Origin of the sequence: Aliiroseovarius salicola, from assembly GCF_027891095.1 — a bacterium.
Lineage (GTDB): Bacteria > Pseudomonadota > Alphaproteobacteria > Rhodobacterales > Rhodobacteraceae > Aliiroseovarius > Aliiroseovarius salicola.
Genome location: NZ_JAQIIO010000003.1, coordinates 225,547 through 248,459, shown reverse-complemented (window position 1 = coordinate 248,459; position 22,913 = coordinate 225,547). Strand labels below are relative to the sequence as shown.

At 56.9% G+C, this 22,913-nt stretch carries 24 protein-coding genes; 18 read left to right on the top strand and 6 right to left on the bottom strand.

All coding sequences use genetic code 11. The features are described from left to right. Positions 1 to 5: 5 nt before the first annotated feature. Together O2N63_RS07385 and O2N63_RS07380 are read left to right on the top strand one after the other, a co-directional pair. Positions 6 to 860, top strand: coding sequence for a ferredoxin--NADP reductase (locus O2N63_RS07385; RefSeq protein ID WP_271053609.1), 855 nt, complete (start codon positions 6 to 8; stop codon positions 858 to 860). 215 nt (positions 861 to 1,075) lie between these two features. Continuing rightward, positions 1,076 to 1,498: a c-type cytochrome gene (locus tag O2N63_RS07380; protein ID WP_271053608.1), complete on the top strand. Its 423-nt coding sequence runs from the start codon at positions 1,076 to 1,078 to the stop codon at positions 1,496 to 1,498. 119 nt (positions 1,499 to 1,617) lie between these two features. On the opposite strand, the gene infC is transcribed toward O2N63_RS07380, so the two are convergent. Then, the gene (gene infC / locus O2N63_RS07375; RefSeq protein ID WP_271053827.1) at positions 1,618 to 2,163 is read right to left on the bottom strand and encodes a translation initiation factor IF-3; all 546 of its coding nucleotides are present in this window, start codon (positions 2,161 to 2,163) and stop codon (positions 1,618 to 1,620) included. A gap of 213 nt (positions 2,164 to 2,376) precedes the next feature. Here infC and O2N63_RS07370 point away from each other — a divergent pair, with 213 nt between their 5' ends. Then, entirely contained in the window at positions 2,377 to 3,117 is a 741-nt protein-coding gene (locus tag O2N63_RS07370) for a translation initiation factor 3 (protein ID WP_271053607.1), read from the top strand. A 124-nt stretch (positions 3,118 to 3,241) separates the two neighbouring features. Then, complete coding sequence (locus O2N63_RS07365) at positions 3,242 to 3,859, top strand: trimeric intracellular cation channel family protein (RefSeq protein ID WP_271053606.1); 618 nt, start codon at positions 3,242 to 3,244, stop codon at positions 3,857 to 3,859. 23 nt (positions 3,860 to 3,882) lie between these two features. Here O2N63_RS07365 and O2N63_RS07360 read toward each other — a convergent pair whose 3' ends face one another. Together O2N63_RS07360 and O2N63_RS07355 are read right to left on the bottom strand one after the other, a co-directional pair. Then, complete coding sequence (locus O2N63_RS07360) at positions 3,883 to 4,647, bottom strand: SOS response-associated peptidase (RefSeq protein ID WP_271053605.1); 765 nt, start codon at positions 4,645 to 4,647, stop codon at positions 3,883 to 3,885. A 64-nt stretch (positions 4,648 to 4,711) separates the two neighbouring features. After that, positions 4,712 to 5,719 carry an XdhC family protein gene (locus O2N63_RS07355; protein WP_271053604.1) on the bottom strand — a complete coding sequence of 336 codons (1,008 nt, stop codon included), beginning with the start codon at positions 5,717 to 5,719 and terminating at the stop codon, positions 4,712 to 4,714. A gap of 376 nt (positions 5,720 to 6,095) precedes the next feature. Between O2N63_RS07355 and O2N63_RS07350 the strand changes: the two genes are divergently transcribed. The 9 genes from O2N63_RS07350 (at position 6,096) to O2N63_RS07310 (ending at position 16,370) form a co-directional block, all read left to right on the top strand. After that, the gene (locus tag O2N63_RS07350; protein WP_271053603.1) at positions 6,096 to 7,121 is read left to right on the top strand and encodes a glycosyltransferase family 2 protein; all 1,026 of its coding nucleotides are present in this window, start codon (positions 6,096 to 6,098) and stop codon (positions 7,119 to 7,121) included. Next, a complete protein-coding gene (locus O2N63_RS07345; protein ID WP_271053602.1) occupies positions 7,118 to 7,804 on the top strand; it encodes a sulfotransferase in 687 nt (228 codons plus the stop codon). Before O2N63_RS07350 ends, O2N63_RS07345 begins: the two co-directional genes overlap by 4 nt. Next, positions 7,804 to 10,203 (top strand): glycosyltransferase family 2 protein, encoded by a 2,400-nt coding sequence (locus O2N63_RS07340; protein ID WP_271053601.1) that lies wholly within the window; start codon positions 7,804 to 7,806, stop codon positions 10,201 to 10,203. Before O2N63_RS07345 ends, O2N63_RS07340 begins: the two co-directional genes overlap by 1 nt. Positions 10,204 to 10,205: 2 nt before the next feature. After that, positions 10,206 to 11,246, top strand: a complete 1,041-nt coding sequence (locus O2N63_RS07335; protein ID WP_271053600.1) for a glycosyltransferase family 2 protein — start codon at positions 10,206 to 10,208, stop codon at positions 11,244 to 11,246. Positions 11,247 to 11,381: 135 nt separating this feature from the next. After that, complete coding sequence (locus O2N63_RS07330; protein ID WP_271053599.1) at positions 11,382 to 12,326, top strand: phosphoadenosine phosphosulfate reductase; 945 nt, start codon at positions 11,382 to 11,384, stop codon at positions 12,324 to 12,326. A gap of 184 nt (positions 12,327 to 12,510) precedes the next feature. Beyond that, positions 12,511 to 12,804 carry a hypothetical protein gene (locus O2N63_RS07325; protein ID WP_271053598.1) on the top strand — a complete coding sequence of 98 codons (294 nt, stop codon included), beginning with the start codon at positions 12,511 to 12,513 and terminating at the stop codon, positions 12,802 to 12,804. Between the two features lie 50 nt (positions 12,805 to 12,854). Further along, positions 12,855 to 13,895, top strand: a complete 1,041-nt coding sequence (gene pyrC, locus O2N63_RS07320; protein ID WP_271053597.1) for a dihydroorotase — start codon at positions 12,855 to 12,857, stop codon at positions 13,893 to 13,895. A 124-nt stretch (positions 13,896 to 14,019) separates the two neighbouring features. Then, on the top strand, positions 14,020 to 14,700 hold the full coding sequence (locus O2N63_RS07315; protein ID WP_271053596.1) for an orotate phosphoribosyltransferase: 681 nt from the start codon (positions 14,020 to 14,022) through the stop codon (positions 14,698 to 14,700). Positions 14,701 to 14,867: 167 nt separating this feature from the next. Beyond that, positions 14,868 to 16,370: a replicative DNA helicase gene (locus O2N63_RS07310; protein WP_271053595.1), complete on the top strand. Its 1,503-nt coding sequence runs from the start codon at positions 14,868 to 14,870 to the stop codon at positions 16,368 to 16,370. A gap of 216 nt (positions 16,371 to 16,586) precedes the next feature. Here O2N63_RS07310 and O2N63_RS07305 read toward each other — a convergent pair whose 3' ends face one another. Further along, positions 16,587 to 17,015: a DUF6314 family protein gene (locus O2N63_RS07305; RefSeq protein ID WP_271053594.1), complete on the bottom strand. Its 429-nt coding sequence runs from the start codon at positions 17,013 to 17,015 to the stop codon at positions 16,587 to 16,589. Further along, on the bottom strand, positions 17,012 to 17,353 hold the full coding sequence (locus O2N63_RS07300) for a hypothetical protein (RefSeq protein WP_271053593.1): 342 nt from the start codon (positions 17,351 to 17,353) through the stop codon (positions 17,012 to 17,014). The genes O2N63_RS07305 and O2N63_RS07300 overlap by 4 nt, the downstream gene beginning before the upstream one ends. Before the next feature lie 96 nt (positions 17,354 to 17,449). On the opposite strand from O2N63_RS07300, the gene purB reads away from it, so the two are divergent. The 4 genes from purB (at position 17,450) to O2N63_RS07280 (ending at position 21,197) form a co-directional block, all read left to right on the top strand. After that, positions 17,450 to 18,754 carry an adenylosuccinate lyase gene (gene purB / locus O2N63_RS07295; RefSeq protein WP_271053592.1) on the top strand — a complete coding sequence of 435 codons (1,305 nt, stop codon included), beginning with the start codon at positions 17,450 to 17,452 and terminating at the stop codon, positions 18,752 to 18,754. A 67-nt stretch (positions 18,755 to 18,821) separates the two neighbouring features. Further along, positions 18,822 to 18,983, top strand: a complete 162-nt coding sequence (locus O2N63_RS07290) for a hypothetical protein (protein WP_271053591.1) — start codon at positions 18,822 to 18,824, stop codon at positions 18,981 to 18,983. Between the two features lie 99 nt (positions 18,984 to 19,082). Beyond that, a complete protein-coding gene (locus O2N63_RS07285) occupies positions 19,083 to 20,183 on the top strand; it encodes a flagellar motor switch protein FliG (protein ID WP_271053590.1) in 1,101 nt (366 codons plus the stop codon). 120 nt (positions 20,184 to 20,303) lie between these two features. After that, positions 20,304 to 21,197, top strand: coding sequence for a lysophospholipid acyltransferase family protein (locus O2N63_RS07280; protein WP_271053589.1), 894 nt, complete (start codon positions 20,304 to 20,306; stop codon positions 21,195 to 21,197). A gap of 15 nt (positions 21,198 to 21,212) precedes the next feature. Here the strand turns inward: O2N63_RS07280 and O2N63_RS07275 are convergent, their stop codons facing one another. After that, the gene (locus tag O2N63_RS07275) at positions 21,213 to 21,929 is read right to left on the bottom strand and encodes a DUF1223 domain-containing protein (RefSeq protein WP_271053588.1); all 717 of its coding nucleotides are present in this window, start codon (positions 21,927 to 21,929) and stop codon (positions 21,213 to 21,215) included. Between the two features lie 248 nt (positions 21,930 to 22,177). On the opposite strand from O2N63_RS07275, the gene O2N63_RS07270 reads away from it, so the two are divergent. After that, entirely contained in the window at positions 22,178 to 22,888 is a 711-nt protein-coding gene (locus O2N63_RS07270) for an SDR family NAD(P)-dependent oxidoreductase (RefSeq protein WP_271053587.1), read from the top strand. Positions 22,889 to 22,913 lie beyond the last annotated feature (25 nt).

Sequence of the window (22,913 nt, the reverse complement as noted above, 5' to 3'; positions counted from 1 at the left end):
AGCTCATGAATGAAGTGACCGCCGTAATGGATGCCCAAACCAAAGTAAAAGCCGTGCCCACCTTGCCGGATGCCCAGACCGTGACAGAGGTGAAGCATTACACCGACCGCCTGTTCAGCTTCCGCTGCACACGGCCCGCGTCGCTGCGCTTCCGCTCGGGTGAATTTGTGATGATCGGCCTGATGGGCGACCCGCACCCCGAGACCGGCAAGCAAAAGCCGCTTTTGCGCGCCTATTCCATTGCCTCGCCGTCGTGGGACGAAGAGATGGAGTTCTACTCGATCAAGGTGCAGGACGGCCCGCTGACATCCAAGTTGCAGCACATCAAACCGGGTGACGAGGTGATCTTGCGTCCGAAACCCGTGGGCACGCTGGTGCATGACGCGCTGATCCCTGGAAAACGCCTGTGGTTCTTTGCCACCGGCACCGGTTTTGCCCCCTTTGCGTCGCTTCTGCGCGAGCCGCAGACCTACGAGGATTACGACGAGGTGATCATCACCCACACCTGCCGCGAAGTGGGTGAACTGACCTATGGTCGTGACCTGATCGAAGGCCTGAAGCACGACGAGCTGCTCAATGAAGTGATCGGTGAAGGCTTCTGGAAGAAGATCAAATACTACCCGACCACGACTCGCGAAGAGAGCCCGAAAATGGGCCGCATCACCGACCTGATGCGCTCGGGCGAAGCGTTCAAGGATCTGGGTGTGGAACCGCTGAACAAAGAGACCGACCGCGCGATGATCTGCGGCAACCTCGCCTTCAACCTCGAACTGAAAGAGATGTTCGAGGAATACGGTCTGGAAGAAGGCGCCAACTCAAAACCCGCCCATTACGTGGTTGAGAAAGCGTTCTTGGATTAAGTTTGAAGACCCTGTTTTCAAACAGCAATACAAAAAGGGACGGCCCCGCGCCGTCCCTTTTCGTTTCAGACCAGAAAAACAAGCATTTTCAAAGCGAGGATCTTGCCCTGTATCAAGGCAAACCCATTCAATGAATGGAATAATAACCTTGGGTCGACGAACGACCCGAAAATCGCTGACCTACAGCACCGCGCGAACGTAGAGGAGGACGGATCATGTTGACCTTTGTTCTACGTATCACAGCCGCATTGGCGCTTGCCGGGGGCGTGCTGCCCCACACAGCATTGGCTGATTCACCGGGGGAAGAGTTGTATCTGACCTATTGCGCTTCATGTCATGGCGCGCAAGCTGATGGGAATGGTCCAATGAATGATGTTCTGACGATGAAAGTCCCGGACCTGACCACCATTACCCAAAGGAACGACGGCAACTTCCCCTTCCTGAAGGTGGTTCACATGGTGGACGGGCGTTCTGGTGTTATGGCGCATGGATCGGAGATGCCGGTCTGGGGGGACCAGTTTGCCGAGCAGTTCGAACGGGAGAAAAGCAATGGCATGAAGGGAGATCTGAGCACAATTTACAAGGTGCGCGGACGCGTTCTCTCGCTGGTTTATTATCTTGAGAGCATCCAGAAATAACCTGTGCCACGGCTCTGTCCAATTGACGGGGCCAATCCCAACAAAAAACGCCCTGCAGATGCAGGGCGTTTTCCATATTTCATCGCGGGTCAGTGATCCGGTTGATCACTTTGGCACAATCACTTTGGAAGTGGGCCGATCATCATGACCATCTGGCGGCCTTCCATCTTCGGCATGCTTTCGACCTTGCCCAATTCCTTGATGTCTTCAGCCACACGTTGCAGCAGTTCACGACCAAGGTTCTGGTGTGCCATTTCGCGGCCGCGGAAGCGTAGGGTGACTTTCACCTTGTCGCCTTTTTCCAGGAACTTCACCACGTTGCGCATTTTCACATCATAGTCATGCGTGTCGGTGTTTGGGCGGAATTTCACCTCTTTGACCTGAATTGTGGTCTGCTTCTTGCGCGCTTCGCTTTCCCGTTTCTGCTGTTCATACTTGAACTTGCCGAAATCCATGATCTTACACACGGGCGGGTTTGCATTAGGCGAGATTTCCACGAGGTCCAGACCTGCCCGTTCAGCCAGTTCCATACCGTGGGCCGGGGTGACAACACCCTCGTTTTCGCCTTCGGCGCCAATCAGGCGGATTTCTGGTGAGCGGATACGTTCATTGACGCGGGGTCCGGTGTCGCGCTGCGGGGGCGCGTTATGAGGTCTGCGGGCTATGGTGCCATTCCTTCTGAAGTTTCAATTCTTTCTAAGTGCGGAAAGTAAAGGCGGACTTCCGCGCTTTCAAGCCGAAAGCGCGCGGGTTTTCGCGTTTTGACGTCTCTGTTGCGAAACTCCCCTTGGCTTCCCCTCAATTAGACGCCATTTCCAGACTGTCGCCGGATCAAACCGGCCCAGAATCGTTCCAAAACAGGATTTGAGGACTTCCAGATGAACAAGACTTTGATTGCCGTCATCATCGCCGCTGTCGCCGCATTTGGTGGATACAAGTGGTATTCCGGCAAACAGGCCGAGATGGCCGCACAAGAAGCCGCCATCGCCGCCGAAGAAAAAGCCGCCGCTGAGGCCAAAGCGGCCGAAGAGGCTGCTGCGAAAGCCGCTGAGGAAGAGGCCGCCGCTGCCGCCAAGGCCGCAGAAGATGCCGCAGCAAAAGCCGCTGAAGAAGCTGCCGCAGCCGCAGATGCTGTGACCGAAGCAGCAACCGCCGCCACCGAGGCCGCAACCGAAGCCGCCACAACCGCTGTCGAAGGTGCAATGGAAGCCGTCGGCGACGCCGTGACCGATGCGGTTGGTGAAAGCGACGCCGTGACCAGCGCCATTGGTGCCGCCACCGACGCTGCGAAAGACGCGGTGGCCGGTGCCGTCGAAGGCGCTGCTGATGCCGCCATGGACACGGTCACCGGAACCAGCGAAGCGACTGCTGAAGCCGCGGCTGACACGGCAGCCGCAGCTGACGCCACCACCGACGCTGCTGCCACTGACTCAGCTGCAAAAGAGGCCGCCCTGACCGCAGATGGTTACAAAGAAGACGTTGTGTCGAAAATGATCAAGGACAGCTCGCTGGACGACACGCAGAAACTTCTGCTGCAAACCGCAATTGATCAGGCACGCAGCAACCCTGCCCTGCTACAGGCCGCTCTTGATCAGCTGAAAGCAGCACTTGGCATGTAAATTGCTCTGAATTCGGTTTTGAGTTCGAGCAGCAAGCGCCGCGTGGGGAAACCTGCGCGGCGCTTTTCGTTTCGGCGGGATACAGTCTTGCCCCCAATAGCCAAGTCGCTCTAACTGTAGAGCCATGGAAACCCTGTCTTTTCTCTTTGTCCCCCCGTCCCTTCTGGCCACCGCCGTGATGGCGGCCTCTGCGGCCATTCAGGCGCATCGCGCTGAGATGGACCCGTTTGGCGCCACCGTTCTCGCCATTGCCACCGCAATGGGAGGCGGCACGCTGCGTGATCTGTTTCTGGGGCTCACTCCGGTCTTTTGGATCCGCGATGTGCGGTTTCTGGCCGTGGCGGTGCCAATCGCCCTGATCAGTTTTGTGATTGCCACCCGCATGTCGGCGGGCAATGGACGGCGCTTTCAGGCCTTGATGCATCTGGATGCCATTGGCCTTGCGCTGTTCACCCTGACCGGGGTGCAGGTGGCAATGGATGCGGGCACCTCACCGATCCTCGCCATCGTGATCGGCTGTATCACCGGAACGGCGGGTGGGATGATCCGGGATCTTCTGTGCAACATGACGCCAAGCCTTTTGAAAGAAGATCTTTATGCGACGCTTTCATTGGTGGGCGGAGGGGCATATTTACTGCTCTTGCAGATCACAGACAATACGGTTGCCGCTGTCGCAAGTTTTGCCCTGATCCTGATCGCCCGCATTGCTGTCTTGCGCTACGCGCCACCTGCGAGGGAATAAGCACCCTTAGCGATCCCATCGATCTAATTGAGGTCAAACAGATCCGCTTGCCCGCCCTGATCCTTGGGAGGAGTCGTTGTAGTGGTCGCACCCTCGTCCTCTTCAAGTGGCTCAATCAACTGCGGACCGTTGTCTTTCATGCCGAACTTGGCCACAGGCTGCACCCGAAATCGACCCTCCCAATGGGTGCCGAACCCGTCGCGGATCTCATCATCTGGGGCGCTGTGATCCAGCCATCCCTGTGCCTCATCCGGGGACAAGAGCACCGGCATACGCGGGTGCAGGTCGGTGATCTCTGGCAGCGCGGGTCGGGTCAGGAGCGTGCAGGTTCGCCTCCCGTCAGGCATCTGACTGTGCAACCCGGCAAACAAGTGGATCGGATGATTGGTTTCCAAATGCACAAAGTTGGGTATGCGGTTGGCCTTTGGCCCCGACCATTCGTAATACCCCATGGCGGGCACCAGACAGCGGCCATGCTTCCATGCATCGCGGAAGGTGGGTTTCTCAAAGGCGGTTTCGATCTTGGCGTTGAAGGTGGTGGCTTTCCACTCTTCGGCTTCGCCTTTGAACCAGGGGGGCACCAGCCACCAGCGCGCCGTTGACGCGGTGATCCCCGCACCTTGAGGAAACAGGATATTCACCTGTTGGGTCGGTTTCACGTTGAACCCGGTGGCCGCCGGTGGTGCATCGGTTTCAGTGATCACGCTCTGGCCCGGATAAAGAAACCCTTCGATAATGGCGAGCATCTGCGCCTGGGTCATGTCTCCGGCGATTAATCTTCCACACATATCTGGCCCTTTCGGCGATCAGTCTGCACGGTGAAAGCGGAAAGGTCTATGTTTGCAATAGAGATCACCGGTCACAAAGCCGGGTAGACATCCGGGGACGTGCTGTGCCCGCCCGCTGTTTGGCAACAAGCTCGGCCATGATAGAGACGGCAATTTCTGCCGGTCCCACCGACCCGATATCCAGCCCAACCGGCCCGTGGATTCGCTTCAGCTGACCGTCATCATATCCGCGCGCCAAAAGCCGCGCCCAGCGCTCGTCCTGCGTGCGAGAGGACCCGAGGCAACCTATATAGAACACGTCTGACCCAAGGCCCGCTTCAATCGCCGGATCATCAATCTTCGGATCATGGGCCAAGGTCACGATGGCGGTGCGCCTATCCAGTCCGATCTGAGGCAAAATGTCGTCGGGGTAATCTTCGTGCAGCGTCACACCGGGAAACCGGTCCTCGGTCGCAAACGCCCCACGCGGATCGATCAGCACCACATCATAGCCCACAATCTGTGCCATCGGGATCAATGCCTGCGCCACATGCACCGCACCAGCAATAATCAGGCGCAGGGGCGCTTCGTGCAGATGAGTGAAGACAACGCCCTCGATCCCGGTCTTCGCCGTATTGTCTGGACGCTTCAGATCTCTGATCCAGCTTTCCGTATCAATCAGATAGAGGATCGGCCGCCGGGTTGCCCGGGCAGCAACAATCTCTTCCAGCAGAACAACCGGAATCCCCTGCCCTGCACCGATTTCATTCCCGACAGGTTCCACCAGAACACGGATTTCACCACCACAGGCCAGCCCTGCCGAAAATGCGTCGTCCCCGGATACACCAAAAGTGAGCAGGCGCGGCTTGCCATCCGTCAGCGCATCTTGCGCCGCAATCACCACCGCCCCTTCGACGCAGCCGCCAGAGACCGACCCTTCGATGGCCCCATCAGAGGCCACAACCATCTGGCTGCCGACTGGCCGGGGGGCGCTGCCCCATGTGGCCACCACCGTGGCAATGGCCACCTTGCGACCGGCGAGATGCCAGCTCAGCGCCTGTTCAGGGATCTTGTCGAATTGGATTGTCTGCATCTGCGCCTCCGAAGTTTGACAAAATAGATATAAATTGTCATTTCTTCAATAGATCCCCTACTCCCTTTTCAGCCTTTCTTTCCGCGCAACGATTATTTTCTCAATTGCGTCCAATCGTATGTGAAGGTTGGTTTGGGCCTGCCCGAGTGGGATCGGCGTGGCCTCTGTCGAGCCTCTGTCGTAGCCTTTTCGTGCATCTGGCACAAAGAACACAAAACCCTTTCCCATACTGGCAGGCCACCCGCAGACATTGACGGGATTCCCGCCATCTGACAGATATATTGGAAACAATATTAAGACGTTCGGGCGATAGACCCAGAATGCTGAACAGGCACGACCAAATGGTCTCATATCAGTGCGAGGCAGAAAGGCCCCCATGCGTATTACCGCGGTGACTTGTGTAAAGAATGAAGGTCCGTTTCTGATCGAGTGGATCGCTTTTAACAGGGTGATTGGGGTCACCGATTTCCTGTTTTACTCCAATGACTGTACGGACGCGACAGACAGGCTTCTCGATGCGTTGGAAACGTGTGGTATCGTCACGCATCTGCCCAATCCCGCCAAAGGGCGCAATTACCAAATGGAGGCGCTGAAAGACGCCAAGAAGCAAGAGGTTGTGCTGAATTCCGATTGGGTCTGGATTGCCGATGTGGATGAGTTCCTGAACATTCATGTGGGCAAAGGCACAATCCCTGAGCTGGTTGAGGCCTGTGGTGATCCACACGCGATTTCCCTGACGTTCCAATTCTTTGCCAATTGCGACATCGAAACCTATGAAGACCGCCCGGTGATCGAACAGTTCACCCGCTCGCACAACCCGGACATCTGGTGCGATCAGACCGCGCAAGAGGTCAAGACGCTGATCCGGCATGATTTTCCGGTAAAATATTACGGTGCACATCGCCCCTTCATGCGCGAAAACCTTCCGAAAGCCAGCCGCCCGGTGTGGACCGACGGATCAGGGCGCGATGTTCCGTGGAAATACCGGGTTGCGGCCAACAAGCGGCGCATTCGCAAGTTTCCGGCCGGTGGCGCGCGGGAGTTTGCAACGCTCAATCACTACGCGCTTCGCTCGCTGGACAGCTATCTTGTGAAAAACGACCGGGGGGATGTGAACCGCGAGCATCGGAGTTTCGATGACACCTACTGGCGCGAGCGCAATGACGACGCGTGGGAAGATCTGTCGATCCACCGCTATCTTCCGCGCCTCAAGGCCGAAATGGATCGCCTGTTGGCTGATGATGAGATCCGGGCGTTGCATGACGCAGCCGTGGCCGCCCACCGCGACACACTGGACCGTTTGATGAAGGAAAAAGATTACCGCGCGCTGCGCGAGGGCCTTCGCAGCTGCCCTAAGATCAGCCCTGCTGAGCTGGCATTGCGGGAGTTGATCGAGACATGAGCACCCCTCGCATTCCTGAAGGTTTGAAAGTCATCAACCTAGGCCTCCCCAAATCAGGCACCACATCACTGGGTGCGGCGTTGAAACACGCTGGATTCAAAGTCGCAGATTGGCGCATTCGCCGTGGGCAGAGCCGCGAGAACCGCCTTGCCCGCGCGTTTGTCGGCAAGCAGATGTATCTCGGGTATTTCCGAAACGGCAACCCTCTTTCTCTGATTGATGAGTTCAACGCCTTCACGGAAATCGACGTTGTGCGCGACGGTCTGAACTTTTGGCCACAATGTGATTGGGGTCTTCTGACGGCAATTCGCAAGCATAATCCGGGGGCCCGATTTTTGCTGACCTATCGCGACCCGGCTAAACTCTCGGACAGTATGGTACGCTGGTCCAATCTTGGCAGCAAGCGGCTGCCGCAAAACGCCATTCCCGGCCTGCCGAAAGGTTTTGGGAAAACCGATGCCGAGCGGATCCGCTGGATCGAAGGGCATTTTGCCTTCTGTCGTCAGGTCTTTTCAGGTTCGGATGACTTTCTGGAATATGATATCGAAGACCATACGGCACAGGACCGGCTTTCGGAGTTTCTGGGGGTCGATCTGCCGTGGTGGGGCGTGGCAAATGCCAATGAAAACCGGCCAGGCGCCGAAAGCGATACCGCCCCTTCTTCGAACAAGGAAAACAGCTGATGCGTATCTATCTGCATATTGGCCTGCCCGCTTGCGGGGCCGAGCGGTTGCAAGAGCTGTTGGACAGCAAACGGGATCAACTGCTTGACAAGGGAGTGCTGTTTCCCCGCGGCCTGGGCGGCAAGAACCACACACGTCTCTATATGGCGACCACAGATCCGGAGCGTGTTGACATCCTGCGGTTCCACCGCGGCTTTGCGGATCCTGAGAAACAGGCGACCCTGCTGCGGCAGGTCGAGGAAACCCTGGAAAGCGAGATCAACAAGCGCCAGCCGGATGTGCTGTTTCTCTCTGCCAGTCAGCTCGGCACCCTGACCAATGAGGCAGAGGTTGCGCGGGTGCACGCACTTTTGCGGCCCCTCTCGGATGACATCCGCATCATTGCCCATGTCGACGAACAGGCCCGCGTCCTTGTGCGCCACTACGCACACACGGTTTTGTCTGGTCGCACCGCACCGCTGTCTCGTGAAATTGCATTGGCAGAGAAAGCAAAGAACGGCTGGGCCGACGCCGCGCTGGCCCAATGGGGCAAGTCGCAACCGGCGCATCACCAGTTCAGCGACCTTCAGGCCCCGCCGCATTGGCTGGATTATACCGCCCTTGTTGCCCGCTGGGATGGCGTGTTTGGCAAAGGAGCCACCGAGCTGCGTCCGTATGATCCTGAGCTTTTTGCCTCGGAAAAGCTGACGGATGAGCTGCGCGAGATATTGGGCATCGAAAAAAGCATCGGCAAAGCCAGCCCACAGGAATTGAAACCTTCCCCTTCGGCGGCGTGGCTTACCCGTGCCCGCCAGATGAACGAGGTTCTGGTGGCTCTTTTGAGCAAAGGGCGGGTGATCCCGCCGCCGCTTTGGCGGCGCCTCATGGAAAGTGTTCATGTGCCCGGCGACCCTATTGCACCGGGGCAATTGGTGGCATTTTCCAAGATATTTGAAAAAAGCAATAAATCACTTTTAAAATCGCAGCAATCTCTGACGCCCGCCTCGCTGAAACGCGACCGGGCCATCTCGAAAGGCTGGCAGGAAGCGGATCCCACCAAGGGATACCGCGCCACCCAATATGTGGCATCAGCCCTGCCGCGCATTAATCAGGTCACCCGCGCGGCCCTGCGTGAGCAGCAAAAAGCCGAAACTGCCGCTCCAGCCCAAAAAGCGATGGATACATCCGGGCATGAACCCATTCAGGTCAATAAAAACGGATTAACTCCGGTTGCGGAAAAGCTTATGTCGCAACGCGCCAAAGAGAATTTTGAACATCTGCGCGGCGGGCGCTTTGAACCGCATAACAATATCGGACGGGTGGATGAGACCCAACTGGGTGCAGATTATTCCGAGATTGAACGGCGCGATTTGCCCAAGGCACTGAAGGCAAATGGCAACTCTGGCAATGTGATTGTCGGCTGCATGAAAAACGAGGCACCCTATATTCTGGAATGGGTCGCCTACCACCGCGCCATGGGGATCGACAATTTCCTCATCTACACCAATGACTGTTCCGACGGCACCTCAGAGATCCTTGACCATCTGCAAGAGATGGGCGTGCTTCAGCATCGCAACAATGACAAGTGGAAAGGCAATTCGCCCCAGCAATATGCTCTGAACCAGTCACTCAAGGAACATGTGATCAAGAACGCCGAATGGGTCATTCATATTGATGTGGATGAGTTCATCAATGTGCGCTGCGGCAATGGCACGTTGCAGGATTTCCTCGACCGCGTGCCGGATGCCACCAATGTCGCGATGACCTGGCGGCTTTTTGGTCACAACGGGGTAACAGAATTTGCCGACGATCTGGTGATCGACCAGTTCGACACCGCCGCCCCGAAATACGCACCCAAGCCGCACACGGTCTGGGGATTCAAGACCATGACCAAGAATGTGGGCGCCTATGAGAAACTGTCGTGCCACCGGCCCAACAAGCTGCGCGAGAGCCATCGGGATCAAGTGAACTGGGTCAACGGGTCTGGCCTGCCGATGAGCGAGAATTACAAGGACAAGGGCTGGCGCTCGGATCTGAAGACCATCGGTTATGACCTTTTGCAACTCAACCACTATGCGCTGCGCTCGGCTGAGAGCTATCTGATCAAGCGACAACGGGGCCGCGCGCTGCATGTGGATCGCTCGATTGGGATCAACTATTGGGTGCGGATGGATTGGAGTGCCAATAAGGATGTGACCATCAAATGCAACATCCCGCGCACGGTGGCGGAACTGGGCTGGCTGATGCAAGACAAGAAACTGGCAGACCTGCATCAGTCAGGGGTCGACTGGCACAGGGCCAAGGCGGTGGAACTGCGCCAGAACCCCGAGTTTTCCGACCTCTATGACCAGGCACTGGAAACCAAGCTGACCGAGATGGAGCGCGTGGCCTACGCGCTCGCGCTGGATATGGAGAGCTGAGCATGCGCGCCACCGCCATTCTCTGCGTCAAAAACGAAGGCGCGTTTCTGCTGGAATGGCTGGCGCATCATAAGGGTATTGGCTTCACTGATTTCCTGATCCTGTCGAATGACTGCACGGACGGGACCGACCTGATGCTGGACCGGTTGGACGAGATGGGCGAGGTCACCCATATTCGGAATGGCGGCCCCTATGACAAGGGCGGTATTCAGTGGACCGGCTACAAGCGCGCCGACAAACACCCTTTGGTTCAGAACGCTGACTGGTTGATGACGCTGGACATAGACGAGTTTGTGAACATTCATGTGGGGGATCACACGCTCAGCGCGCTGCTGGACGCCCTGCCAGATGCCGATGCCATCCCGATCACTTGGCGGCTGTTTGGAAATGCCGGGAAGGTCAACTTTCAGGATCACCCGGTAACCGAGGTCTTCACCCGTGCAGCACCCGAGGTGATGTATTGGCCGTGGCGCGCCTTTATGTTCAAGACGCTTTATCGCAACAATGGCGCCTATCGAAAACTTGGCGTGCACCGCCCCCGCGCACCCGTTGACGGCAAGGTCGAAACCACGCGCTGGTTTGACGGTCAGGGCCGTGAGATGGAGAAGCGGTTTCAGAAAAAACAGATCTTTTCCCCATTCGGGCGACCCAATTACGGGCTGGCGCAGCTCAACCATTACGCGTTGGGCGCGATGGAAAGCTATATCCTGAAACGCGCCCGGGGCCGAGCGGTGCATGAAGGCGACTTGTTGGGGCTGGATTACTGGACCGAAAGGAATTGGTCCAATGTGGAAGATCAATCCATCCGGGCTTGCGATCCCCTTCGGAATTCGCAGCTGGCACGTTTTCACGCGGATGATACGCTGATGAATTTGCATCGAAAATCAGTCGATTGGCGCAAACAGCAGTTTAATGTGCTGATGAAAGACGAGCCAAATCGCGCCCTGATGGGGCGCCTGCTGATGAGCCCACCTGCCCGCGCAATCCCGCCGAAATTCGCAAAATCTCTTTTTGCACATGCACAAAGCCCTGATCGCAGCTAGGATTGATCATGTCCAGGCGACAGTCATGAAATTGGGCTTGGGTTTTCACTATTTTGCCCCAATGCACACCCAATCGCGCCCGGATTGAATTCTAGTGATCTCCTTGAGGGGTGTCCGATAGTAGAAAGTATTAATATGCTGGATGATGAACCGACCCGGACAGATGCGTTTGATCTGACAGAGGCGGATTTCACAGAGTGGTTGGACGCAATTGACGAAATGGGCGAAAAACGCGGCTATTTCGAGCCGGTTGGCGCACGCCATTCTGCAATTCTAACCGACGAAGGCCCCACCCTGGTTGTCACATTTGAGACCGTGGACACAGTGCGCCAAAGCGAAGATCACACCCCCAAAGGATGGGATCTGGTCAAAGGCACCGGCTGGTCCAACCTTTGCATCCTTGCCCACGAGGAAAGCTGGTTTCGGGACAGTTCCGTCTACGGGTATTTCGACCGACTGGTGGATGATGGATTTTTTGAAGATTTTGATCAGGTTGTGTTTTTTGGCGCCGGCGCCTGTGGTTATGCCGCCTGCGCCTATTCGGTGGTGGCGCCCGGGGCTACGGTGATTGCGATTGCCCCGCAGTCCACGCTGGACGCATCGCGCGCAGGTTGGGACCGCCGGTTCCCGAAACTCCGCCGCACCGATTTTACATCGCGCTACGGGTATGCCCCTGACATGGTCGAAGGGGCAGAAGCTGTCTTTTTGCTGTTTGATCCCGCCGCAACCGAAGACGCAATGCATGCAAGCCTGTTTCAGGGAGACAACATCCATCCGCTGCGCTGTCGCCACATGGGCAGCTGGCTATCCGGAGAACTCTGGTCGATGGGGGTTCTGCCCGATTTGATACATGATGCCGCCAGCGGGGATCTGACCCCACTTTCAGCATTGCAGAAACTGCGCAAACGGCGTGAGCACCTGCCCTATCTGAGCCAGCTACTGAACCAGTTGGAATCCGAAGGGCGGATGCGTCTGGTTGCCGCTTTGTCACGCCATGTTGCCTCTCTACCGGGAAAGGCACCGCGATTCAGCAAGGCGCTGGCTCAGGCGGAAAGGGATATTGAACTCGAAAACGCATGAAGCTCGCGCGGAGATTCACCAAGGATTAACCAGATCTGCTGCAATCTTGTCTCATGCAACAGATTCGCCATAAATTACGCGGCAGCCGATCAGTCAGTGTGATCGGCTGCCGCCCCTGCATCCGGCTGAAGAGCTGGCCGACCTTCGTCGTCAGATCGCGCGCCTGCGCAAACGCGAGACCGAATTGCGCGAAGCATTCATCACCTGCAATGACCCGAGCGCTCTGGATGGTCCTGATCACCGTGTGGTGATTAAGACCACAAGGCGCAAAATGTTTGACAAGGCTCTTTTGCCGTCTGTGATCCAGTCCGACCCTCGGTTTTTCCGCTCTCAGGAACAGATACGGGTTTGCATTTTGCCACTGGATCGCCCTGCCCGCAGGCAAGGGGTGTTTACTGGAATGGGCATCTGTCACAGCCCGGATCCGGACGAGATCGAGCTTTTGGAACCTTTTTCTACCGCCTTGCGTGAGACATGAAGCAATAAAGCCCTTTTCTGTTTGTCAGGCTTGGTCTAAGCACGGGTTCGATGACCCAGACACTGACAATCCGCCGCCCGGATGACTGGCACCTGCACCTGCGCGATGGCGAGGTGTTGAAAGCCGTTCTGCCCGAAACCGCACGCCATTTTGGCCGCGGGATCATCATGCCCAACCTTGTGCCGCCTGTCGTGACCCATGAGGACGCGCAGGCCTATCATGGCCGGATCATGGAGGCCCTGCCCGAGGGCATGTCATTTGATCCGCTGATGGTGCTGTATCTGACCGAAGACACGGAACCCGAAGATGTCGCACGCGCACATGCATCTGGCCTCGTGAAAGCGGTAAAGCTTTACCCTGCTGGCGCCACCACTAATTCGGCTTCAGGTGTACAGGATTTCACCAAAGTCGCAGCCATCTTTGAAAAAATGGCCGAGATCGGCCTGCCGCTTTGCGTACATGGCGAAGTGACGGACAATGAGGTCGACATCTTCGACCGCGAAGCCGTGTTCATCGACCGCGTTCTGGACCCGATCCGCCGCGCGCATCCTGAACTGCGCGTGGTGATGGAACATATCACCACCAAAAACGGTGTGGACTACGCGCGCTCCGGTGGCGACAACCTTGGTGCCACAATCACCACGCACCATTTGATCATCAACCGCAACCACATCCTCGTGGGCGGAATAAAACCGCATTACTACTGCCTGCCGGTGGCCAAACGCGAAGAGCATCGTCTGGCGCTGCGTGAGGCCGCCACATCCGGCGATGCCACCTTCTTCGTTGGCACTGACAGCGCACCGCACACCGATCCAAACAAGGAAAGCGCCTGTGGCTGTGCGGGGTGCTTCACTGCGACGAACACCATGTCCTGCCTGGCGGAAGTGTTCGAAGAAGAGAATGCGCTCGACAAGCTCGAAGGCTTTGCTTCGCTCAACGGACCGGCCTTCTACGGCCTGCCAGCTAATGAGGCGACCATCACTCTGACCAAAGGTGATCCGGTGAGCTATCCTGCCAAAATCGACACGACGGACGGCCCCATCACCGTCTTTGATCCCGGCTTCCCACTGCATTGGTCGGTGGAAGTATAAATCTGCGGGTCTCTGATCCGCTTCGCACCCGACCCGCCCCCCAGGGCGGGTGCGAAATCGCCCCACCCTCGGGTCGGGAGCAAAGATCGGGGGAGTTTGAGACACACGAACAGGACGCTGCCACATGATCCCTTCGACCTTTCCTGCCAAAGAAGAAATCGCCCGCCTCACCGCCCGGATGCTGTTGGAAATCGGCGCGGTGAATTTCAACACAGACGAGCCTTTCACCCTGGCCTCGGGCCTGCCCAGCCCCAGCTATATCGACTGCCGCAAGCTGATCTCCTACCCGCGTATCCGCTCCACCCTGATGGATTTCATGGCAGCGACCATCATGCGTGAAGCAGGGTTTGAAGCGTTTGACAATATCGCGGGTGGTGAAACTGCTGGCATTCCTTTCTCGGCCTGGGTTGCCGAACGTCTGGCCCTGCCGATGACCTATGTGCGCAAGAAGCCCAAAGGCTACGGCAAGAATGCCCGGATCGAGGGTGCGATGTCGGAAGGGCAACGTGTCCTGCTGGTCGAGGATCTGACCACCGATGGCGGTTCGAAACTGTCTTTTGTGGATGCGATTCGCGAAACCGGGGCGACCTGCGGGGCCACCGCGGTTGTGTTCTATTACGACATTTTCCCGGAGACGGAGAAAACCCTGTCGGATCATGGCGTTCAGCTTATCCACCTCTGCACATGGTGGGATGTTTTGGCGGAAGCCAAGGCCCAAGGCGCGTTTTCGACCGAGACTTTGGATGAGGTCGAACGGTTCTTGAAAGACCCACGTGCCTGGCAAGCCGCACGGATGAAAGACTGACTTCACCCACCACAACTAGGCACCCTTTTGCGGGATCCCACCAAATCTGGTAGGATCCCGCTTGCATTCCGATTTATCCACAAGATGTTCACAGAAACATACATTTTGCGTTGAACCGGGATCTGAGGGTAAAACATGCCCCCAAGGGACAGAGGCAAACTACTGGCATGAACGAGATCAGCACCATTCCGGGCAATCTGCCCGCCGCACCTGATGCATCCGAAGAGATGCAGGGCGTGCTGCCGCACCACATCGAAGCCGAACAGCAGCTTCTGGGTGCAATCCTGACAAACAACGATGTTTACGACCGGGTCGCGTCGATCATCAATTCGGGCCATTTTTATGAGCCGGTCCATCAGCGCATCTATGAAATTGCCGCCAGCCGGATTGCCAAGAACGCACTGGCCTCGCCGGTCACGCTCAAGGCCTTCATGGAGGATGACGAGGGGCTGAAAGAGCTGGGCGGTCCGGCTTACCTCGCCCGTCTCGCCGGGGCTGCGATCTCATCCTTTGCCGCGCGGGACTACGCGCAGATGATCTATGATCTGGCGATCCGGCGCGAGCTGATCCGTCTGGGAGAGGATATTTCCGCCAAGGCTGCGAAAGTCGACATCTCGTCCGAACCCAAAGAACAGATCATCGAGGCGGAACAGCAGCTTTATAAGCTGGGCGAAGCGGGTCAGGCCGACAGCGGGTTTCAATCCTTCCTCAAGGCAGTGACTGAAGCGGTGCAAGTCGCCAACGCTGCCTATCAACGCGAAGGTGGCATGGCGGGTGTCTCGACCGGTCTCATGGATCTGGACACCAAGATGGGCGGGCTTCACCCGTCTGACCTTATCATCCTCGCCGGACGCCCCTCGATGGGGAAAACCTCGCTCGCCACCAACATCGCATTCAACGTCGCGAAAGCCTATAAGAAGGGGCTGAAGCCGGACGGTAGCGAAGGCGCCGTGGATGGCGGCGTGGTTGGATTCTTCTCACTTGAGATGTCCGCCGAACAGCTTGCCGGCCGGATCCTCGCGGAAGCGTCCGAGATTTCCTCGCACAAGATCCGTCAGGGCGACATGGATGAAAGCGAGTTCCGCCGTTTTGTGCAGGCCGCCAAGGATCTGGAAAGCTGTCCGCTTTATATCGATGACACCCCCGCCCTGCCCATTTCGCAGTTGGCCGCGCGGGCGCGTCGTTTGAAGCGGACACATGGTCTGGATGTTCTGATCATCGATTATTTGCAACTGTGCAGGGGCACCGCCGAGAACCGCGTGAACGAGATTGCCGAGATTTCCATGGGGATGAAGGCGATTGCGAAAGAGTTGAATATTCCGGTGATTGCGCTTTCCCAGCTTTCGCGTCAGGTGGAAAACCGCGACGACAAACGGCCTCAGCTCTCGGACCTGCGTGAATCGGGCTCGATCGAGCAGGATGCCGACGTGGTGATGTTCGTGTATCGCGAGGAATACTACAAGGAACGCGAAAAACCGGGGGATCACGAGTTGGACAAGATCGCAGCGTGGCAGGAAGAAATGTCACGTCTGCATGGGAAAGCCGAGGTGATCCTTGGCAAGCAGCGCCACGGTCCGATCGGCACCGTCGAACTCAGCTTCGAGGCGCGCTTTACCCGTTTCGGAAATTTGGTCAAGCAATGGCAGCAGGGGGCGGATCAGGAGTTCTGATCCGCAGGACCATACGGAGGGCACACCACTCACGGTCGGCCCCTATCGAGCAAGGCCCCCCAACGAGGGGGCCTTTTCCTTTTCGGTCATTCAATACTGCCGCCAGATCGGATTAATATCCAGGTTCGCGTCTGGTCAAAGGTCAGATGCCTCCGGCGGAGGTATTTGAAGCAAGAAAAAAGGCAGTGTTTCTGACAGATGGGCAATGCTGGCTGATCAACGCCGGTAATCGGTGATCATCATGTAATCTTTGCGCGGGCCGCGCACCTGCCAAGTGGCGCGCCAATTCGGCCAGCGAGAGAAATTGTAGCTCACCTCATAGTCATCGGGTGGGCAGTGGTGAAACCCGGTGGCCGTGTCTTGCGCAAGGTTGATGCGATGGAAATCCCGACCATCCTCAAAGAGCACACGCACGCCGTCTGGGTCGGCTTTCCAGAGATAGCGGCGGGTGGCCTGCATGGCGGTCGGTCCGTTGGGTCCGGCGGGAAGGCGCAATTCGCCCACTTCCTCGTAGCAAAAGCCCCCTTCCCCATCCGGGGAAAAACTTGCCACACCATCAAAGCTACCGCTGCTGCCTGCCTTGGCGTCCTCAATCCGCCGGGAGATCAGCCATCGGCCTTCGAAATCGATAAAGTGCCGGGTCATTTCACCTCTCCTTCATAGACGTCGCCCCGCGGGCCAATGAACCGCACGGTGTTTCCTTGCCGGGTCATCTCGTAACAGCTTTCATGTGACGATGGCGGCCATGTCGAACAATATTGATCCTCGCGGACACTCCAGCGCCCCCAGCTTTCACTGCTACCGACCCCATAAAGCGTGCGCCCATCCGCGTGAAAGAACTGCCAAGCACTTTCGTCCTTTCCGATATAGTCCACCTGCGCATCGGTCAAAAGAGTGCGAATCTCTTTTCCACTCACAGGGTGAAATGTGCCTTCAGCCAGTGCCATTTCGGCAAATCCTGGAAAGAATGTCGCTAACAGCATCGCAATCCGCCTCATCTGCGCGCCCTTCTCTTGATTTGCCGCACCGCAGCAGTCTATGACACCGCCAACCGGAGCCACAACTGAAAAGGCCGTGACATGATCCCACGCTATTCCCGCCCCGAAATGGTCGCCATCTGGTCGCCTGAATCCAAGTTCAAAATCTGGTATGAAATCGAGGCCCACGCCTGCGACGCCATGGCCGATCTTGGCGTGATCCCGCGCGAAAACGCAGACGCCGTCTGGAAAGCCAAGGATGTGGAATTTGACGTGGCGCGCATCGATGAAATCGAAGCCGTAACAAAACATGACGTCATCGCCTTCCTGACCCATCTCGCCGAACATGTAGGTTCGGATGAAGCGCGGTTTGTGCATCAGGGCATGACCTCGTCAGACGTTCTGGACACCTGCCTGAACGTGCAGCTTGTGCGCGCCGCTGATATCCTGCTGGAAGGGATGGACAAGGTGCTTGCCGCCCTGAAGAAGCGCGCGTTGGAGCATAAAGACACCGTGCGTGTAGGCCGCAGCCACGGCATCCACGCTGAACCCACCACCATGGGTCTGACCTTTGCGCGTTTCTATGCGGAAATGGACCGCAACAAGAACCGTCTGGAAAAGGCCCGCTATGAGATTGCCACCGGCGCAATTTCCGGCGCGGTTGGCACCTTTGCCAATATTGACCCGGCCGTTGAAGAACATGTCTGCGAGAAGCTGGGCCTGCGTCCGGAGCCAATCAGCACACAGGTTATCCCGCGCGACCGCCACGCCATGTTCTTTGCCACACTGGGTGTGATTGCATCGTCGATCGAAAATATCGCCGTGGAAATCCGCCACATGCAGCGCACCGAGGTTCTGGAAGGCGCCGAGTTCTTCTCGATGGGCCAAAAAGGTTCATCCGCGATGCCGCACAAGAAGAACCCGGTTCTGACCGAAAACCTGACCGGCCTGGCCCGTCTGGTACGTATGGCCGTTGTGCCGGCCATGGAAAACGTGGCGCTGTGGCACGAGCGTGACATCTCGCACTCGTCGGTCGAGCGCGCGATTGGCCCCGATGCCACCGTGACGCTGGACTTTGCCCTGCACCGTCTGGCCGGTGTCGTGGACAAGATGCTGATCTTCCCCGACAACATGCTGGACAACATGAACAAATTCCCCGGTCTGGTGATGTCGCAGCGCGTGTTGCTGGCGTTGACCCAAGCTGGTGTCAGCCGCGAAGACGCCTATTCCATGGTGCAGCGCAACGCCCTTAAGGTCTGGGAAGAACGCCTCGATTTCCGCGAGCTTCTTTTGGCGGACGAAGCCGTGGTTGCAGCTCTTGGTGAAGAGGCGATCAACGAAAAATTCGACATGGGGTATCACACCAAACATGTCGACACGATCTTCAAACGCGTGTTTGGCGAATAAACACCTGCCCGATTTTGGGATTTTCAAGATCTATGCTACCATGGGGCTCTTCTAGATGGAGGGCCCCATGTTCATTCGTACACTTTTGGCCAGCCTCGTACTGGTCGCCGCTTCAATCCTCACCCCGGCACACGCCTGTGAGCAGCATCAAAAGCAGGCGCAAAGCTGCCTGACCGGATATGTCTGGAGCGATGATGCGAAAACCTGTGTGCCCGAAGTAACCGGGTGATCAAACCGATCTCATCACATTGAGTTTCCGAGACAAAGTAAGCTGCTGTTAACGCGGGTCTGGCACATTGCCTGAAAGACGGGCAATTGGAGTGCAGCCTTGAACAACGCGCTTACGCCGAAGGATAGCGACGTGATGTTGCCCGGTGAATTACCGGACCCTCACGTCATGGGGGGGCACCATCCAGCGCAAATCCCACCAACACGCCATCTATCCAAAAAGAAGAAAGCCGCAATCATCGTGCGGCTCTTGCTGTCTGAAGGCGCGCATTTGCCGTTGGCGGACATGCCAGAAAAGACGCAGAGCGACCTAATCGAACATATGACGGATTTGCGGCTGGTCGACAAAACCACCGTGACATCGGTCATCGAAGAATTTCTGAGCGAATTGCAGGATGTTGGCCTGGCCTTTTCAGGCGGGCTGGAAGGGGCGTTGCAATTGCTGGATGGCTCGCTTGATCCGGCCATGATCTCGCGGGTGCGGAAAAATGCCGGTGTAAAGGTCGTAGGTAATCCTTGGGACACCATCACTGGGTTGGATCCACAGAGGCTATTGCCTGTTCTCGAACGTGAAAGCGCTGAGGTTGCGGCGGTTTTGCTGTCCAAACTCAAAGTATCCGTGGCGGCAGAGCTGCTGGGGAAAATGCCCGGCCCACGGGCCCGCAAGGTCGCTTATGCGGTGTCGTTGACAGAAAATATCGACCCGGATGTGGTCGATAAAATCGGGCGCTCTCTGGCAGAACAATTTGAGGCTCAACCGGTCAGCGCGTTTGACGAAGGACCAGTGGAACGCGTTGGCGCCATCCTGAATTTTTCACCTGCCGCCACGCGCGATGACGTTTTGAGCGGATTGACAGAAGAGGATGAGACATTTGCGTATGAGGTACGAAAGGCGATTTTCACCTTTGCCAATATTCCAGACCGGGTGGACCCGCACGATGTGCCAAAAGTCACCAAAGACATCGATCAGGCTGTCCTGATCACCGCACTGGCCGCCGCAACAGGAGAGCTGGAGCCTGTCGCCGAGTTCTTCCTGAACGCCATTTCCAAACGTATGGCGGAACAGATCCGTGAAGAAATGCAGACCTTGGGCAAGGTAAAGACTTCGGACGGAGAAGCCGCAATGAATTCGATTATTGCACGTATCCGGGAAATGGAGGGGGCTGGCGAAATCCTGTTGATTGCCGAAGGCGAAGACTAGTCAACAATCGGAGATTGTCCCGCTCCCTGATCGGCTTGCGGATCACCCCACGCAGATTTATACCTGAGCCACGACCATGGCCCGCAGGTGCGGGATCTGCAGGCAAGCCAAAGGGAACTCATGGCAAAATCGGATTTTGAACCAAAGGCGTATCTGGCCTATCTGGCCCTGCGCGCTGTTCTTGGTTTGCCAAAGCTTCTTCCTTATCGCGCCCGGATCAAAGCCATCGGCTGGCTGACCTCCACTCTGGTTGCCCCTTTGGCGGGGTATCGCAAGCGTGTACGCAACAATCTGCGCCTGATCTTTCCGGATATGGATCCCGCGGAAATCAAGCGACTGGAGCGTGCTGTTCCCAACAACGCGGGCCGGGTTCTGGCAGAGCTGTTTTCTTCAGACGATTTTGTGCGCCATCTGGGCAAGTTGGAGCTGACGGGTCCCGGGGTGGACGCGCTGATCGAGGCGCGTGAGGCCGGTCGCCCGATCATCGGCGTTTCAGGACATTTCGGAAATTACGATGTGATGCGCCTCGCCATGGTGCAAAATGGGTTTTCGATCGGCGCATTATATCGCCCATTCGCCAACAAGTATTTTGATCTCTACTATCGCAACGCGCTCGAGACTGTTGCCAAACCCGTGTTTCCGCAGGGGCGCAGGGGTTTGACGGAAATGTTGAGGCACCTGAAATCGGGAAACATGATTGCTATCCTAGCAGACCAGCGCGCGGATGACGGAGAGATGCTCAGCTTTTTCGGCCAAGATGCTCTCACCCCGATTTCCACTGCGGAAATGGCTCTGAAATATGATGCCCAGGTGTTCTGCGCCTATGGAGTACGACGGGAAAACGGCGTGGATTTCGACATGGTGATCGAGAAACCGATCCCCCACGGCGATCCGAACGAGATGATGCAGGCTATCAATGACAGTCTTGAGGCACAGGTTCGCCAGAATATGGATCAGTTTCTTTGGATCCACAATCGCTGGCAAATTCCGACCGAGCGCCAGAACGACCGCTAATCCTCTCGCAACGGGTTATTTCAATCGGATCGCAGCCTGGATCGCACCAGGATAGCCCTTATCGGTCACAGACTGCAAAAGCAGGGCAGCGGAATCCTCACCCAGTGAGGGCAATGTAAGCTCCAGCTTGCCTGCCCCATCCCAGTTGGTAACCGCCGTCAGCTTAGTAACGATATGGGAATAGTTGATCTGACTTCCGGCATTTTCCCCACGGGTGATCATCACCGTTTCATTGGGTTTGAAATTAACCAGCAACGCCACCATCGGCGCCTCTTGCGCCTTATGGGTCACAGTCTGGGCGGTCACAACCATCCCACCGTCAGTCGCTTTGGCGTAAAGCATGACTTGATCTGTCAGCTCGCGGTGCTTTTCCAGTGCATCCAGAACTTCCATTGGGCGGTTCCCAACAGCATGGGTCACCCCCCCGACAACCATTTGCGGAGTATATTTGTAACGTGCCTTCGCAACCCGGCGATATCCTTCCTGCCGTTCGGTGAATTGTGGTTGGGCAAAGGTGTCTTTCCAGCCGATATAGTCCCAGTAATCCACATGAAATGCCAAGGGCAGCAGGTCATCCCGTTCCGACATTTCTGCCAACATCCTGTCGGCAGGCGGGCAGGAAGAGCAACCTTGCGAAGTGAACAATTCGACCACCAAAAGCGACCGCTCACCAGCCTGAGCTGATCCAAGCGACATGGCCATGGCCAGTGCAGCACCAAGAATTGCCCGCATTTATTCACCTCATACATCTTGTACCACTGTGATACAGCAGCCAAAACCCGGGGGCCAATCAAGGTTTTGCGAGCATATTGTTACAATCTTCCTTTCATATGTTCACCTCTACCTCCTATTTTGGGCATCACCCCTCCTCTGGGTGAACGCGCCGACACAGGCGTTTCATTTCGATCCACCTTTGAGTTTGGTTTGCATTTTCTCTTCATGCGCAACGTGTTACCCTTTCAGACAAAGGGGAGAAGCCAATGAAAAAGACTGTGCTCATTACCGGAGGAGCACGCGGTATCGGCCGCGCTATCGCGGATGATCTGGTCCGGGACCACAATGTCGTGCTCACCTATTACTCAGACAAGACGCCGGGCAAGATTTTTGTGGCAAAGAACCCTGGAAACATCGCTTTTCGCGCCGACCTCACGGATCCGGAAGAACCAGCGGAAGTGGTAAAAATGGCGGTGTCGGCCTTCGGGCAAATCGACGCCATCGTAAACAACGCAGGCATTGTGAAAGAGACCCCCGTAGATGAGGTCGATGCCGCCCGCCACGCCATGATCTATCAGGCTAATGTGACAGCTCCGGCGGCGATTGTGGCCGCAGCCCTGCCCCATATGTCCAAGGGGGCCGCTGTTGTGAACATCGCCTCGGTCAATGCCACCTCCCCTCCTGCGAGTGCCGGAGCCTATGCAGCCAGCAAAGCTGCCTTAGTTGCGATGACCAAGGCGCAGGCCAAAGCATTGGGGGTGCGCGGCATTCGGGTGAACGCCATCGCTCCGGGTCCCATCGAACGCGACTATGCGCCTCGTCCGGATGACGTGTTGAATGAACTGCGTGCAGACAGCGCTTTGGGGCGTGTCGGCGTACCACAGGATATCGCGGGGCCAACCCGGTTTCTTCTGAGTGACGCGGCCGGGTTCATTACCGGAGAGGTCCTGACCGTCTCTGGAGGGTATCGGCTCTGATCCACACGAAATCTTAACCCTCGGA

What these genes read in the sequence shown, in the direction of transcription:
- O2N63_RS07355 (WP_271053604.1), bottom strand. Translation starts at nt 5,719, where the DNA reads ATGCAGACAATCCAATTCGACAAGATCCCTGAACAGGCGCTGAGCTGG.
- O2N63_RS07330 (WP_271053599.1), top strand. Translation starts at nt 11,382, where the DNA reads ATGCTGGATGATGAACCGACCCGGACAGATGCGTTTGATCTGACAGAG.
- O2N63_RS07350 (WP_271053603.1), top strand. Translation starts at nt 6,096, where the DNA reads ATGCGTATTACCGCGGTGACTTGTGTAAAGAATGAAGGTCCGTTTCTG.
- O2N63_RS07365 (WP_271053606.1), top strand. Translation starts at nt 3,242, where the DNA reads ATGGAAACCCTGTCTTTTCTCTTTGTCCCCCCGTCCCTTCTGGCCACC.
- O2N63_RS07340 (WP_271053601.1), top strand. Translation starts at nt 7,804, where the DNA reads ATGCGTATCTATCTGCATATTGGCCTGCCCGCTTGCGGGGCCGAGCGG.
- O2N63_RS07380 (WP_271053608.1), top strand. Translation starts at nt 1,076, where the DNA reads ATGTTGACCTTTGTTCTACGTATCACAGCCGCATTGGCGCTTGCCGGG.
- O2N63_RS07310 (WP_271053595.1), top strand. Translation starts at nt 14,868, where the DNA reads ATGAACGAGATCAGCACCATTCCGGGCAATCTGCCCGCCGCACCTGAT.
- O2N63_RS07360 (WP_271053605.1), bottom strand. Translation starts at nt 4,647, where the DNA reads ATGTGTGGAAGATTAATCGCCGGAGACATGACCCAGGCGCAGATGCTC.
- O2N63_RS07280 (WP_271053589.1), top strand. Translation starts at nt 20,304, where the DNA reads ATGGCAAAATCGGATTTTGAACCAAAGGCGTATCTGGCCTATCTGGCC.
- O2N63_RS07385 (WP_271053609.1), top strand. Translation starts at nt 6, where the DNA reads ATGAATGAAGTGACCGCCGTAATGGATGCCCAAACCAAAGTAAAAGCC.
- O2N63_RS07270 (WP_271053587.1), top strand. Translation starts at nt 22,178, where the DNA reads ATGAAAAAGACTGTGCTCATTACCGGAGGAGCACGCGGTATCGGCCGC.
- O2N63_RS07290 (WP_271053591.1), top strand. Translation starts at nt 18,822, where the DNA reads ATGTTCATTCGTACACTTTTGGCCAGCCTCGTACTGGTCGCCGCTTCA.
- O2N63_RS07315 (WP_271053596.1), top strand. Translation starts at nt 14,020, where the DNA reads ATGATCCCTTCGACCTTTCCTGCCAAAGAAGAAATCGCCCGCCTCACC.
- O2N63_RS07275 (WP_271053588.1), bottom strand. Translation starts at nt 21,929, where the DNA reads ATGCGGGCAATTCTTGGTGCTGCACTGGCCATGGCCATGTCGCTTGGA.
- purB (WP_271053592.1), top strand. Translation starts at nt 17,450, where the DNA reads ATGATCCCACGCTATTCCCGCCCCGAAATGGTCGCCATCTGGTCGCCT.
- O2N63_RS07370 (WP_271053607.1), top strand. Translation starts at nt 2,377, where the DNA reads ATGAACAAGACTTTGATTGCCGTCATCATCGCCGCTGTCGCCGCATTT.
- O2N63_RS07300 (WP_271053593.1), bottom strand. Translation starts at nt 17,353, where the DNA reads ATGCTGTTAGCGACATTCTTTCCAGGATTTGCCGAAATGGCACTGGCT.
- O2N63_RS07305 (WP_271053594.1), bottom strand. Translation starts at nt 17,015, where the DNA reads ATGACCCGGCACTTTATCGATTTCGAAGGCCGATGGCTGATCTCCCGG.
- O2N63_RS07335 (WP_271053600.1), top strand. Translation starts at nt 10,206, where the DNA reads ATGCGCGCCACCGCCATTCTCTGCGTCAAAAACGAAGGCGCGTTTCTG.
- pyrC (WP_271053597.1), top strand. Translation starts at nt 12,855, where the DNA reads ATGACCCAGACACTGACAATCCGCCGCCCGGATGACTGGCACCTGCAC.
- O2N63_RS07345 (WP_271053602.1), top strand. Translation starts at nt 7,118, where the DNA reads ATGAGCACCCCTCGCATTCCTGAAGGTTTGAAAGTCATCAACCTAGGC.